This window comes from Streptomyces sp. NPDC004134 (assembly GCF_042874195.1).
GTDB lineage: Bacteria > Actinomycetota > Actinomycetes > Streptomycetales > Streptomycetaceae > Streptomyces.
This window is the reverse complement of record NZ_JBIAMS010000004.1, coordinates 39,752-52,765: the sequence shown is the minus strand read 5'-3', so window position 1 is coordinate 52,765 and position 13,014 is coordinate 39,752. Positions and strand designations below refer to the sequence as shown.

Annotated in this window: 12 protein-coding genes; 8 read left to right on the top strand and 4 right to left on the bottom strand. The window is 75.0% G+C overall.

Annotation, left to right across the window (positions count from 1 at the left end):
* The first annotated feature begins 10 nt into the window (after nucleotides 1-10).
* From ACFYVJ_RS07400 to hutI, 3 genes are all read left to right on the top strand, one after another.
* Nucleotides 11-1,231: an allantoate amidohydrolase gene (locus tag ACFYVJ_RS07400; RefSeq protein WP_388887895.1), complete on the top strand. Its 1,221-nt coding sequence runs from the start codon at nucleotides 11-13 to the stop codon at nucleotides 1,229-1,231.
* On the top strand, nucleotides 1,228-2,568 hold the full coding sequence (locus ACFYVJ_RS07395; protein ID WP_388887446.1) for a formimidoylglutamate deiminase: 1,341 nt from the start codon (nucleotides 1,228-1,230) through the stop codon (nucleotides 2,566-2,568). The genes ACFYVJ_RS07400 and ACFYVJ_RS07395 overlap by 4 nt, the downstream gene beginning before the upstream one ends.
* Nucleotides 2,569-2,672: 104 nt before the next feature.
* Complete coding sequence (gene hutI, locus ACFYVJ_RS07390) at nucleotides 2,673-3,854, top strand: imidazolonepropionase (RefSeq protein ID WP_388887445.1); 1,182 nt, start codon at nucleotides 2,673-2,675, stop codon at nucleotides 3,852-3,854.
* Nucleotides 3,855-3,960: 106 nt separating this feature from the next.
* On the opposite strand, the gene ACFYVJ_RS07385 is transcribed toward hutI, so the two are convergent.
* The gene (locus ACFYVJ_RS07385) at nucleotides 3,961-5,328 is read right to left on the bottom strand and encodes an alpha/beta fold hydrolase (RefSeq protein WP_388887444.1); all 1,368 of its coding nucleotides are present in this window, start codon (nucleotides 5,326-5,328) and stop codon (nucleotides 3,961-3,963) included.
* 70 nt (nucleotides 5,329-5,398) lie between these two features.
* Nucleotides 5,399-6,406: an RNA polymerase sigma factor SigF gene (locus ACFYVJ_RS07380; protein ID WP_388887442.1), complete on the bottom strand. Its 1,008-nt coding sequence runs from the start codon at nucleotides 6,404-6,406 to the stop codon at nucleotides 5,399-5,401.
* Between the two features lie 246 nt (nucleotides 6,407-6,652).
* On the opposite strand from ACFYVJ_RS07380, the gene ACFYVJ_RS07375 reads away from it, so the two are divergent.
* Together ACFYVJ_RS07375 and ACFYVJ_RS07370 are read left to right on the top strand one after the other, a co-directional pair.
* Nucleotides 6,653-7,021, top strand: a complete 369-nt coding sequence (locus tag ACFYVJ_RS07375) for an STAS domain-containing protein (protein WP_388887440.1) — start codon at nucleotides 6,653-6,655, stop codon at nucleotides 7,019-7,021.
* Nucleotides 7,022-7,221: 200 nt separating this feature from the next.
* A complete protein-coding gene (locus ACFYVJ_RS07370; protein ID WP_234380428.1) occupies nucleotides 7,222-7,758 on the top strand; it encodes an ATP-binding protein in 537 nt (178 codons plus the stop codon).
* Between the two features lie 119 nt (nucleotides 7,759-7,877).
* Here the strand turns inward: ACFYVJ_RS07370 and ACFYVJ_RS07365 are convergent, their stop codons facing one another.
* Nucleotides 7,878-8,834, bottom strand: coding sequence for an alpha/beta hydrolase (locus tag ACFYVJ_RS07365; protein ID WP_388887438.1), 957 nt, complete (start codon nucleotides 8,832-8,834; stop codon nucleotides 7,878-7,880).
* 203 nt (nucleotides 8,835-9,037) lie between these two features.
* Between ACFYVJ_RS07365 and ACFYVJ_RS07360 the strand changes: the two genes are divergently transcribed.
* The gene (locus ACFYVJ_RS07360; protein WP_047016091.1) at nucleotides 9,038-9,712 is read left to right on the top strand and encodes a response regulator transcription factor; all 675 of its coding nucleotides are present in this window, start codon (nucleotides 9,038-9,040) and stop codon (nucleotides 9,710-9,712) included.
* 23 nt (nucleotides 9,713-9,735) lie between these two features.
* A complete protein-coding gene (locus ACFYVJ_RS07355; RefSeq protein ID WP_388887436.1) occupies nucleotides 9,736-10,977 on the top strand; it encodes an ATP-binding protein in 1,242 nt (413 codons plus the stop codon).
* Between the two features lie 147 nt (nucleotides 10,978-11,124).
* On the opposite strand, the gene ACFYVJ_RS07350 is transcribed toward ACFYVJ_RS07355, so the two are convergent.
* Complete coding sequence (locus tag ACFYVJ_RS07350) at nucleotides 11,125-11,724, bottom strand: GtrA family protein (RefSeq protein WP_388887434.1); 600 nt, start codon at nucleotides 11,722-11,724, stop codon at nucleotides 11,125-11,127.
* A 155-nt stretch (nucleotides 11,725-11,879) separates the two neighbouring features.
* Here ACFYVJ_RS07350 and ACFYVJ_RS07345 point away from each other — a divergent pair, with 155 nt between their 5' ends.
* Nucleotides 11,880-13,010 carry a 5-(carboxyamino)imidazole ribonucleotide synthase gene (locus ACFYVJ_RS07345; protein ID WP_388887894.1) on the top strand — a complete coding sequence of 377 codons (1,131 nt, stop codon included), beginning with the start codon at nucleotides 11,880-11,882 and terminating at the stop codon, nucleotides 13,008-13,010.
* Nucleotides 13,011-13,014: the final 4 nt, after the last annotated feature.

Genomic DNA, 13,014 nt, shown 5'->3' with positions numbered 1-13,014 from the left:
GTTCCAGGAGATGTGGCGCGAGCTGCGCCCCCTCGGGCGGTACGCGCCCTCCGGCGGCTACCGCCGGTTCGCCTGGACGGCGGCGGACGCCGACTGCCGGGCCTGGTTCCGGGCACAGGCGAGCGCGCGCGGGCTCGCGTACGAGACCGACCGCAACGGCAACCAGTGGGCCTGGCTCGGCGACCCGGCCGCGGGCGGCGCCGTCGTCACCGGCTCGCACCTCGACTCCGTACCCGACGGCGGCGCCTTCGACGGCCCCCTCGGCGTCGTCTCCGCCTTCGCCGCCCTCGACGAGCTGCGCGCCCGCGGCGCCCGCCCGGGCCGCCCCCTCGGCGTCGTCAACTTCGGCGACGAGGAAGGCGCCCGCTTCGGCCTGGCCTGCGTCGGCTCCCGGCTCACCGCCGGGCAGCTCACCACCACCGCCGCGCACGAGCTGCGCGACGCCGACGGCGTCACCCTGCCGCAGGCGATGGAGCGCGCGGGGCAGGACCCCGACGGCATCGGGCCCGACCCCGGGCGGCTGGCGCGCATCGGCGCCTTCGTCGAGCTGCACGTCGAGCAGGGCGTGGCCCTCGCCGGCACGGACCACGCGGTGGGGGTGGCGTCGGCGATCTGGCCGCACGGCCGCTGGCGCTTCGACTTCCGCGGTGAGGCCAACCACGCGGGCACGACCCGCATGGAGGACCGCCACGACCCGATGCTGACCTACGCCCACACCGTGCTGTCCGCCCGCAAGAAGGCCGCGCAGGCCGGCGCCCGCGCCACCTTCGGCAAGGTCGCCGTCGAGCCCAACGGCGTCAACGCCATCCCCTCGCTCGTCCGCGGCTGGCTCGACTCCCGCGCCGCCGACGAGGAGACCCTGCACACCCTCGTCGCCGCCGTCGAGCAGGCCGCGCGCGAGCGCGCCGGCCGCGACGGCACGGCGCTGGAGGTTACCCGCGAGTCGCTGACGCCCGTCGTCGACTTCGACCACGCCCTGCGCGACCGCCTCGCCGCGCGCCTCGGCGGCGCGCCCCTGCTTCCGACGGGGGCGGGACACGACGCCGGGATCCTGTCCGGGGCGGTGCCGGCGGCCATGCTGTACGTACGGAATCCGACCGGCGTCTCGCACGCGCCGGCCGAGTCGGCGGCCGAGGACGACTGCGCGGCGGGCGTGAGGGCGCTCGCGGACGTGCTGGCGGACCTGGCCGGCGACGGCAGCTCCGCACCTCGGTCGGAAGGGGCCGCGTGACGACGTACTGGGCGGAACAGGCATGGGTCGGCGGGGTCGTGGAACCCGGTGTCGTCCTGGAGGCGGCGGCGTCCGGCGGGCTGCTCGCCGCGGTACGGACCGCGGTCCCCGAGCCGCCGCCGGGCGCCACCGTCCTGCGCGGCCTCACCCTCCCCGGACTGGCGAACGCCCACAGCCACGCCTTCCACCGTGCGCTGCGCGGCACCGTCCAGGTCGGCTCCGGCACCTTCTGGACCTGGCGCGAGGTGATGTACGGCGTCGCCGACCGGCTCACCCCCGGCACGTACTACGACCTCGCCCGCGCCGTCTACGCCGAGATGGCGCTGGCCGGCATCACCTGCGTCGGCGAGTTCCACTACGTCCACCACGCGCCCGGCGGCGCCCGCTACGACGACCCCAACGCCATGGGCCACGCGCTGATCGCCGCCGCGGCGGCGGCCGGGATCCGGCTGACCCTGCTCGACACCGCGTACCTGGCCGCGGGCTTCGGGCAGCCGCCCGGGCGGCACCAGCTCCGCTTCAGCGACGGCGACGCCGACGCGTGGGCGGAGCGCGCCGCGGCCCTCGAACCCGACGACGACGCCGCCCGCGTCGGCGCCGCCGTCCACTCCGTACGCGCCGTGCCCGCGGGCCAGCTCGCCACCGTCGCGGGCTGGGCCGCGGACCGCCGCGTCCCGCTCCACGTCCACCTCTCCGAGCAGCCCGCCGAGAACGAGGCGTGCGTCGCCGCCCACGGCGTCACCCCCGCCCGCCTCCTCGCCGACCACGGCGTCCTCGGCCTCCACACCACCGCCGTGCACGCCACCCACCTCACCGCCGACGACCTCACCCTCCTCGGCCGCAGCAGCACCGGCGTGTGCATGTGCCCCACCACCGAACGGGACCTCGCGGACGGCATCGGCCCGGCCGGGGCCGTGGAGCGGGCGGGCAGCCCGCTGTCGCTGGGCAGCGACAGCCACGCCGTGATCGACCTCTTCGAGGAGGCGCGGGCGCTGGAGCTGAACGAGCGGCTGCGCACCCGCCGCCGCGGCCACTGGACCGCCCACCAACTGCTGCGCGCCGCCACCGAGGGCGGCTACGAGGCCCTCGGCTGGGCCGCGCCGGCCCGGCTGGAGCCGGGCGGGCTCGCGGACTTCACCACCGTGGCGCTCGACAGCGTGCGCACGGCGGGCGCGGTGCCGCGGCTGGGCGCGGAGACGGCGGTGTTCGCGGCGACGGCGGCGGACGTGCGGCACACGGTGGTGGGGGGCAGGCACGTCGTACGGGACGGGGTGCACGCGCTCGTGGAGGACGTACCGGGGGCGCTGGCGGCGGCGATCGCGGCACTGCGCGGCTGACTCCCGCATCCAGGTCCCACGGGCCACCGGGCCGTATCCCCTTCCCGCACGCCACGGGCCGTATCCCCTTCCCGCACGCCACCCCGACCCACGAGGGCAGGAACATGACCGCCACCGCCATCGTCAACATCGGCAGCCTCGTCACCAACGACCCGGCCCTCGGCGACGGGCCGCTCGGCCTGCTGGAGGACGCGGCCGTCGTCTTCGACGGCGACCGCGTCGCCTGGGTCGGCGCGGCGGACGCGGCGCCGGCCGCGGACACGGCGTACGACGCGGCGGGGCGGGCGCTGCTCCCGGGCTTCGTCGACTCGCACTCCCACCTCGTCTTCGCCGGCGACCGCACCCGCGAGTTCGCCGCCCGGATGTCGGGCCGCCCCTACACCGCGGGCGGCATCCGCACGACGGTCGCCGCCACGCGCGCCGCCACGGACGGGGAACTGGCGGCCAACCTCGGCCGGTTCGTCCGCGAGATGAGCCACCAGGGCACGACGACGCTGGAGACGAAGTCCGGCTACGGGCTGACGGCGGCGGACGAGGCGCGGGGGCTGCGGGTCGCGGCGGAGCAGGTGGAGGAGGTCACGTACCTCGGTGCGCATGTCGTCGCACCGGAGTACGCGGATGATCCGGGCGCGTACGTCGACCTGGTCACCGGCGAGATGCTGGACGCCTGCGCGCCGTACGCACGGTGGATCGACGTCTTCTGCGAGAAGGGGGCGTTCGACGGCGACCAGGCGCGCGCGATCCTCGCGGCCGGCAAGGTACGCGGCCTGACCCCGCGGGTGCACGCGAACCAACTGTCGTACGGGCCGGGGGTGCAGCTCGCCGTCGAGCTGGAGGCGGCGTCCGCAGACCACCTGACGCACCTGACCGACGCGGACGTGGCGGCGCTGGGGTCGGGGGTGACGGTGGCGACGTTCCTGCCGGGCTGCGAGTTCTCGACCCGGGCGGTCTACCCGGACGTGCGGCGGGTGCTGGACGCGGGCGCGACGGTGGCGCTGTCGACGGACTGCAACCCGGGCTCCTCGTTCACCAGCTCCATGCCGTTCTGCGTGGCCGTCGCGGTACGGGAGATGGGCATGACGCCGGACGAGGCGGTGTGGTCCGCGACGGCGGGCGGCGCTGCGGCGCTGCGGCGCACGGACGTCGGCCGCCTCACACCGGGTGCGCGGGCGGACGCGGCGCTGCTGGACGCGCCGAGCCACGTGCACCTGGCGTACCGGCCGGGGGTGCCGCTGGTGGCGGAGGTCTGGCAGCGGGGGGAGCGGGTGACGGCGGGCGGCAACTGAGGAGCGACGACGGGCGCGAGCGCCCCGGGCGGCAACTGAGGAGCGGCGGCCGGTCCCGCCGGGCCGGCCGGCAACCGAGGAGCGGCGGCTGGTCCCGCCGGGCCGGTCAGCAACCGAGGCTCGCGTCCGGGTCCGCCGCGTGGCGCGCCGTCAGATGCTCCACCGCCGCGCGCTCCGCGCACTCGTTGCCGAAGCCCACCAGCCCGTGCCGCCCGCCCGGCACCGTCAGCAGTGGCGCACGGAACCGCATCGCCACCCGCTCCGCGCCCGCCGCCGGGGTGCGGATGTCGTCCTCGCTGTTGATCAGCAGCAGATCCGCCCCGTCGGCCGCGCCGTAGTCCCCGTCACCGCCCGCGTCACCGTTCCCTTCACCGTCCCCGGGCCGGACCGCGCCCAGCGGCTCGCCGCGCCCCGGCCAGTGCACGCAGGGCGCGTAGTCGCGCGCCACCGTCCGCGTACGCCACCGTGCCTCCTGCGCGTCGTCCAGCTCCCGCAGGAGTGCCCGCAGGTTCCCCGGCCACCGGAAGTCCGTGCAGTGGACCCCGAGGAAGAGCGCGAGCGGCGGCGGTCCCGGGTCCAGTTCGTCGAACGCCGCCCGCACGTCGGACGGCACCGCCTTCGGTACGGCCCTGGGCCCCGGCTCCGGCACCTGTTCGTCGTCCAGCTCCTGGCGGGTGTGCAGGGTCCTCAGTACGTAGGACGTGCCCGGCCGGTCCGGGTCGACGACCCCGTCGAAGACCGCCGCGCGCACCCGCTCCGGGTGGCGGGTGAGGTAGACCTGGCCGGCCACCGTGGCGTACGAGTGCAGCAGCAGGCTGATCCGCTCCTCGCCCAGCGCGCGCCGGACCCGCTCCAGGTCCGTGGCGGCCGCGCGGGAGCCGAGGCGGGCCAGCAGCGGGCCGTAGGAGAGGCGGCAGCCCTCGACGTAGTCGCGGGCGGCGGCGTCGACGGCGGTGGCGTCCCGGACGAGCCGGAGGCTGCGCGCGGTGCCGAGGCGGTCGAGCGCGCCGCGGGGCTCGCCGCAGTCGACGCGGTGGCTGCGGCCGGTGCCGCGGCGGTCGTAGCCGACGATGTCGAACCGGTCGCGCAGCGCGCGGGGGTAGTCGACGCCTGCGGACACGGCCTCCTGGAGGCCCGACAGACCCGGCCCGCCGGGCGCGAGGACGAGCGCGCCGACGCGGCGGCCGGGGTCACGGGCGGGCAGCCGGGAGAGCGCGAGGCGGAGGGTCTCGCGGCTGCCGCCGCCGACGGGCACGGTGACGCCGCGGCACTCGCGCCGCTCCATGCCCGTCAGCGGGCAGGGGGTCCACTCGTCGCCGCGGGCGTCCGGTTCGTACGGCGAGGTGCCGGCGCCGGGCGGCTCCCGGCCGTCCACGCCCGGCATCGCACAGGCGCCCGTCCACGCCAGCGCCAGCGCCGTGAGCAGGGCGAGCACCGGGGCCTGACGGCCGGGCCGCCGCCGGGGGGAGGCCATGGGCCGATCATGGCACCGCCTCCCCGGAAACCCGGGGAGGCGGCTCTCGGCCCGGTGCCGGGCCCGCGGCTCACTCCTCGACCATCAGCCCCTTGCGCAGCCGCACCAGCGTCCGCGACAGCAGCCGGGAGACGTGCATCTGCGAGATGCCCAGCTCCTCGCCGATCTCCGACTGGGTCATGTTGGCCACGAAGCGCAGCGAGAGGATCTTCCGGTCGCGCGGCGCCAGCTCCGCTATCAGCGGCTTGAGGGACTCGACGTACTCGATGCCCTCCAGGCCGTGGTCCTCGTAGCCGATGCGGTCGGCGAGGGTGCTCTCGGAGTCGTCCTCCTCGGGCTGCGCGTCCAGCGAGCTGGCGGTGTAGGCGTTCGAGGCGGCCATGCCCTCGACGACCTCGTCCCTGCCGATGTCCAGCCGCTCGGCCAGCTCGTCGACCGTGGGGGCGCGGTCGAGCTGCTGCGCCAGCTCGTCGCCCGCCTTCGCCAGGTCGAGGCGCAGCTCCTGCAGCCGCCGCGGGACGCGTACGGACCAGGAGGTGTCGCGGAAGAAGCGCTTGATCTCGCCGATGATCGTCGGCATCGCGAAGGTGGGGAACTCCACCCCGCGGGCGGGCTCGAAGCGGTCGATCGCCTTGATGAGCCCGATCGTGCCGACCTGGATGATGTCCTCCATCGGCTCGCTGCGCGAGCGGAACCGGGATGCGGCGAACTTCACCAGGGCCAGGTTGAGTTCGATCAGGGTGTTGCGCACGTACGAGTACTCGTGGGTGCCCTCTTCGAGGGTGCCGAGCCGGTCGAAGAGGGTCTTCGACATGGCCCGCGCGTCCGCGGGGGCGACCTCGTCGAAGGCGATGCCCTCCAGCTCGTCGATGCTCCCCGTGAACGAGGCGGCCGCGCCGCCGGCGCCGTCCGCGGCGTTCGCGGTGTCCTCGGTGGCCTGGTCGGCGGCGTTCTCGCCGCCGGGCCCGCCACGGGAGACGACGGTGTCCGCGCCGTGGTGCTCAGTGTGGTCGTTGCCGTGCTCGGCGTGGGGTCGTGCCGGCGGCGTGCTCGCCGCGGCGTCGAGCCGGGTTGACATTTGTCCTCCATCGTTCTCGGCAATGCGGCTGCCGATGCCAGTTCTTGTCCGCTTGTGGTCTGCGGCGCCTCCCAAGGCCACGTGTGGTGAGTTCTTCTAGCCCTACCCGCTTCTCTCCTCCGGTGCAAGAATCAGGTGTCCATATTTGCCCTATTATGTTGGCTGTTCGGGTGCCGAACGTGTGACCAAAGGCGTAGGGTCGGAGCTGCATTGCACGTCAGCCCGAGGGTCAGGAGACAAGCGCGCATGGACGCCGGAACCGCCGGAAGCCAGAGCCGCGGCCGACTGCACGTCGACGTGCGGGTCCATGGCGGGAGCGCTGTCCTCACACCTGCGGGTGAACTCGATTACCACACGGCCGAGGTGCTGCGGGAGCCGCTGGAGCGATGTATCGCCGGCGGCCGCAGCCGGCTCGTACTCGACTGCTCGCGCCTGGAGTTCTGCGACTCGACCGGGCTGAACGTGCTCCTCGGCGCCCGCCTGAAAGCGGAGGCCGGCGGGGGAGCGGTGCACCTCGCGGGCCTGCAGCCGGTGGTGGCCAGAGTCTTCGAGATCACGGGTGCGGAGGCGGTCTTCTCGCTGCACGACACCCTGGAGGCCGCCCTCGTGGAGTGACCTCCCGGTCACCGGAAGCCGGGTGGGGCCGGTGCGTCAGGTGATGCGCGTCACAGCGTCCCGGGGAAACTCGGGGGTGTTTCCGCGATCTCGTAGGGCAGAAGCCCAGGCGAAACTTCTGGAACGGGCAGGAAGGGCACGAATGCGCGGACGGGTGCGCGAGCGGGCGTGCGGTTGCGCGAAGGGGGTGTCGTGAGGCGATGAGCTTCAGGTCGTTGCCGCCGGGTGCACTGCCACCGGAAGGCGAGGCCGGCAGCGGCGCCGCCGCGCCCGCGCGCCCCGACGGCGGTGCCGCCGCGGCCGATCCGGCCGGCGAGCCCGCCCCCGCGGGACAGGTGCGACGGCTGCGGCTCGTCGGCGCCAGCGGCATGGTGCCCCGCGCCCGCGACTTCGCCCGCCGGGCGCTGGAGGACTGGGGCTGGCTGCCCGCGGTCAACGCGGAGCAGCGCGCGGCCGCGGAGGACGTCCTGCTCGTCGTCTCGGAACTGGTCACCAACGCCTGCCTGCACGGCGGCGGCCCGGACGAACTGCGGCTGCGCACGGCGGGCAAGGTGCTGCGGCTGGAGGTCAGCGACTCCGGCACCGGTACGCCCGAGCCGCGCAACCCGCACCGGGCCAGCAGGCCGGGCGGGCACGGGATGTTCATCGTGCAGCGGCTGTGCCTCGACTGGGGCGTGCAGCGGGAGGCGGGAGTGGCGGGCAAGACGGTGTGGGCGGAGCTGTCCGCGCCGCTCTGAAGCGCCGCACGCGGCACCGCCGGTTCGTCGTACGGGCCGCTTGCCGTGACGTCGTACGTATCCCGCCCGCCGCACGTCGTACGAGCCGATCGTCTTACGCCCCCGCCCGGCGCGTACACCTAACCGATCCGCCCCCGCAGCCACCCCTCGATCTCCCCGACCACCCCCGGCCGCGTCAGCAGCCGCATCCCGTGCGCGCTGCCCGGCACCACCCGCACCCGTACGTCCTCCGCCGGCATCCCCTGCGCCAGCTCCGCCGCCGCCACCTCCTCCGAGTGGTACGCGGGCGCGAAGTCGTGCGCCGAGTGCAGCAGCAGCATCGGGGCGTCGTCCCGCCCGGACGCCGTGCTCCGCGGATCCAGCGACCACCACGCCCGCCGGCACCCCGGGTCCGCCGACAGGGACGGCGTGCCGTCCGGTACGCACCCCGCCAGCCGCTCCGTGCTCGCCCGCAGCCGCCGCTCCGCCGCCGTCGCCCCCGGCCCCCCGCCGTCCAGCCAGGCCCGGTACGGCGACGCCACCGGCGACAGCGCCACCACCCCGGCGCTGAGCTCGCCCCCCGCCCCGTACGTGGCCGCCGCCACGGCGAGCTGCCCGCCCGCCGACGAGCCCAGCACCCCCACCCGCGCCGGATCCACGGCGTACCCCGCGGCGTTGTCCCGCACCCACCGCAGCGCCGCCAGCACGTCGTCCCGCTGCGCCGGCCACGGCACCTCGGGGGTCAGGCGGTAACCGGCGTCGAAGACCGCGTAGCCGCGCCGGGCGAAGGCCCGCGCCCAGTGCTCCCAGTCGGTGTCGTACGACCAGTACCCCCCGTGCAGCACGACCAGGGCACCCCGGAGCGCCCGCCGCGGCTGCCAGTGGACGGTGACGCGCTGCCCCGGATGCTCCCCGTATGCCTCGACGCTGCGCCTGAGCGCCCCGTCTGCGCCGGGCCGCTGCTCCGCAGTCCGCTCCGCAGTCCGCTCCGCGGGCACGGTCCCGGCCGGCTGCAGCACCACCGCCGTGAGCGCCGCGACGGTCCCCAGCGCCGCGGCCACGAGCCGCCGCCGCCACCGGACCCGTACCGCAGCCATCGCACCCGCCTCCCCGCGGACCGGCCGGCCCGGTGACCTCATGGTCGCCGACAACGCCACGCACCGCGATCCGGCGACCGCGATCCGGCGGACGGCGCGAACCGGCGCACGGGCGCCGCCGAGACGTTCGACCGCGTGCCGGGCGGTGAGCGAACCCGACGCCACCGGCCCACTCTCGGTGACGGGAGGTCTACCATCGCACCATGACCCGAGTACTGCTGGCCGAGGACGACGCGGCCATCTCGGAACCGCTGGCCCGCGCGCTGCGCCGGGAGGGCTACGAGGTGGAGGTCCGAGAAGACGGTCCCACGGCGCTCGGTGCCGGGCTCCGCGGCGGCGTCGACCTCCTCGTGCTCGACCTGGGCCTGCCCGGGATGGACGGCCTGGAGGTGTGCCGGCGGCTGCGCGCCGACGGGCACGGCTTCCCGGTTCTGGTGCTCACCGCCCGCGCTGACGAGGTGGACACCGTCGTCGGCCTCGACGCGGGCGCCGACGACTACGTCACCAAGCCCTTCCGCCTCGCCGAGCTGCTCGCCCGGGTCCGCGCCCTGCTGCGCCGCGGCTCCACCGAGGCGCAGCCGCCGGCCACCCACGGCGTGCGCATCGACACCGACTCGCACCGCGCCTGGCTCGGCGAGGAGGAACTGCAGCTCACGGCGAAGGAGTTCGACCTGCTGCGGGTGCTGGTGCGGGACGCGGGCCGGGTGGTCACGCGCGAGCAGTTGATGCGCGAGGTGTGGGACACCACCTGGTGGTCGTCGACCAAGACGCTCGACATGCACATCTCCTGGCTGCGCAAGAAGCTCGGCGACGACGCCGCGAACCCCCGCTACATCGCGACGGTCCGCGGAGTGGGCTTCCGCTTCGAGAAGAGCTAGGCCGCCCGCGGCCTCCGGCAGCCATGCGCAGACGGCTCATCAACAGCACCCTCGCGGTCGTGCTCGTCGTCATCGCCGTCTTCGGCGTCTCGCTCGTCATCGTCGAGACCCGCACCATCGAGGCCGCCGCGCGCGACCGGGTGCAGTCGGAGGCCGTGCGGCTGTTCAGCGTCGTGGAAGGCAAGATCGCCGACGATGCGCGGGTGACCCGCCAGGCGCTCGCCGCGCAGGTCACGGACGGGCGCTTCGCGGAGGTGGAGCTGCCGGGCGGGCCGCCGGTCAAGATCGGTGAGCGGCCCGAGGGCTCGGTCATCGAGGCCACCGAGAGCGGCAGCAGGGGCGAGCGGGTCACGGTCATGGAGGCCCGCGACCGGGTCAACGACGAGCTGGGCCAGACCCTGCTGATCATCTTCGCCGTGGCGCTGCTCGCCGTCGGCGCCGCCGTGCTGCTCGCCGTCCGCCAGGCCAACCGGCTCACCGCCCCGCTCACCGACCTCGCCGAGACCGCCGAGCGCCTCGGCTCCGGCGACCAGCGCACCCGCCACCGCCGCTACGGCGTCCCCGAGCTTGACCGCGTCGCCGACGTGCTGGACGCCAGCGCCGAGCGGATCGCGCGGATGCTCACCGCCGAGCGGCGGCTGGCCGCGGACGCCTCGCACCAGCTCCGTACGCCGCTGACCGCGCTGTCCATGCGGCTGGAGGAGATCGCGCTCACCGACGACCCGGCGACGGTCAAGGAGGAGGCGGCGGTCGCGCTCACCCAGGTGGAGCGGCTGACGGACGTGGTGCAGCGGCTGCTGACCAAGTCCCGGGACCCCAAGGCCGGCTCGGGGATGGGCTTCGACCTGGACGAGGTCGTCAAGCAGCAGTTGGAGGAGTGGCGGCCCGCGTACCGCGGCGAGGGGCGGGCGATCGTCCGCTCCGGCAAGAAGGACCTGCGCGCGGTGGGCACGCCGGGCGCGGTGGCGCAGGTGCTCGCGACGCTGATCGAGAACGCGCTGATGCACGGCGCGGGGACGGTCGCGCTGCGCACCCGGGTCACGGGCAACCAGGTGGTCGCGGAGGTCACCGACGAGGGCCCCGGCGTCCCCGCGGACCTCGGCTCGCGGGTCTTCGAGCGCACGGTCAGCGGGCGCAACTCGACGGGTCTCGGGCTGGCGGTCGCCCGCGACCTGGCGGAGGCGGACGGGGGGCGGCTGGAGCTGGTGCAGCAGAAGCCGACGACGTTCGCGCTGTTCCTCGCGCGGGAGCACGAGGACCACTGAGGGGGCGTACGGGGTCCGCGACCGGCTCGGGTACGGGGCACACGGCCGCCTGGGTACGGGCCGCCTGGGTACGGGGCGTGCGGGCGGGCTCGCGGGGGTGGAGGGGGCGCGTACGCGATACGTGACGGCTCGTACGGGACGCGAACGCTACCGCCGCGCTCCGACCGCCTCTTCCTGCGCCTCGGGTTCCCCCGGCTCCTCCGGCTCCTTGGCCTCCCGCGGCTTCCGCCGGGTGCCCGGGATCCGCACCTCGGCGGCCGCGGCTATGTCACCGGCCTCCCCGGCATCCGCGGGCGCGGCGGCGGGCCTGGCCGCGGGCACCGCACGGAACACCCAGCTCCGGTAGGACCAGAAGCGGAACAGCGAGGCCACCCCGATGCCCAGGAACTTGAAGATGTTGCTCTGCAGCGGGGTGTCCCAGTCGAACCCGTACGTGGCCACGTACAGCAGGCCGTTCTCGATGACGAGCCCGGCGGCGCTGAAGACCAGGAACAGGGTGAACTCGCGCGGGGGCCGGGTCTTGTCCCGGTCGCGGTAGGTGAAGTACCGGAAGCCTATGTAGTTGAAGATGATCGCGACGGCCGTCGCGATCATGCTGCAGCGGACCACGGGGAGCTCCGTGGAGTTCCGCACGAGGTTGAAGACCGCCAGGTTGACCAGGACGCCGATGCCCCCGACCGCGGCGAACTCGGCCACCTCGCGGCTCAGGCGGCGCAGCCGCGTTGCCCCCGGTTGCCGTGCACTCATCAAGATCGTCAGACTCCGATGGTCGGTGGTGTTCCCCTGGTCATGGTCATCTCCGGCGGGCCGGAGACCTCATGCTAACCGGGCCGGCCGACGGAGGGGGCGGCTCCGCCCGGCCTGCCGATACGCTGGGACGCGTGACATTCCCGGTAGTCGGCATGATCGGCGGGGGACAGCTCGCCCGGATGACCCACCAGGCGGGCATCCCCCTCGGCATCAGGTTCAAGCTTCTCAGCGGCACCCGTACGGACTCGGCCGCTCTGGTGGCGGGTGACACGGTCGTCGGGGATTACCGCGATCTGGACACGCTGCGTGAGTTCGCCCGCGGCTGCGATGTGATCACGTTCGACCACGAACACGTGCCGACCGAGCATCTGCGGGCCCTCCAGGCGGAGGGCGTCGCGGTCAGACCGGGCCCGGACGCGCTGGTCCACGCGCAGGACAAGGGCGCGATGCGGGCCCGGCTGACGGAGCTGGGCATCCCCTGCCCGCGGCACCGGATCGTGGCGGACCCGGCGGACGTGGCGCGCTTCGCGCGCGAGGGCGGCGGCTTCCCGGTCGTGCTGAAGACGGTCCGCGGCGGGTACGACGGCAAGGGCGTGTGGGTCGTCCGTACGGAGGAGGACGCCGCGCCGCCGTTCCGCGCGGGGGTGCCGGTGCTGGCCGAGGAGCTGGTGGCCTTCCGCCGCGAGCTGGCCGCGAACGTCGTGCGCTCGCCGAGCGGCCAGGCGGTCGCGTACCCGGTGGTGGAGTCCATCCAGGTCGACGGCGTCTGCGACACGGTCCTCGCCCCGGCGCCCGGGCTCGCGCCCGAGGACGCGGTGCGTACGCAGCAGCTCGCGCTGCGGATCGCGATGGAGCTGGACGTGGTGGGCCACCTCGCGGTGGAGCTGTTCGAGGCGGACGGGCCGGACGGCGAGCCCCGGATCCTCGTCAACGAGCTGGCCATGCGCCCGCACAACTCCGGCCACTGGACCCAGGACGGCGCCGTCACCTCGCAGTTCGCCAACCACGTGCGCGCCGTGCTCGACCTGCCGCTGGGCGACCCGCGCCCGCGCGCCCCGTGGACGGTGATGGCGAACGTCCTCGGCGGCGACTACCCCGACATGTACCCGGCGTACCTGCACTGCATGGCCCGGGACCCGGGGCTGAAGATCCACATGTACGGCAAGGACGTGAAGCCCGGCCGCAAGGTCGGCCACGTCAACACCTACGGCGACGACCTGGCCGACGTGCGCGCCCGCGCCCGCCACGCCGCCGACTACCTGCGGGGGACGATCACGGAATGAGCAG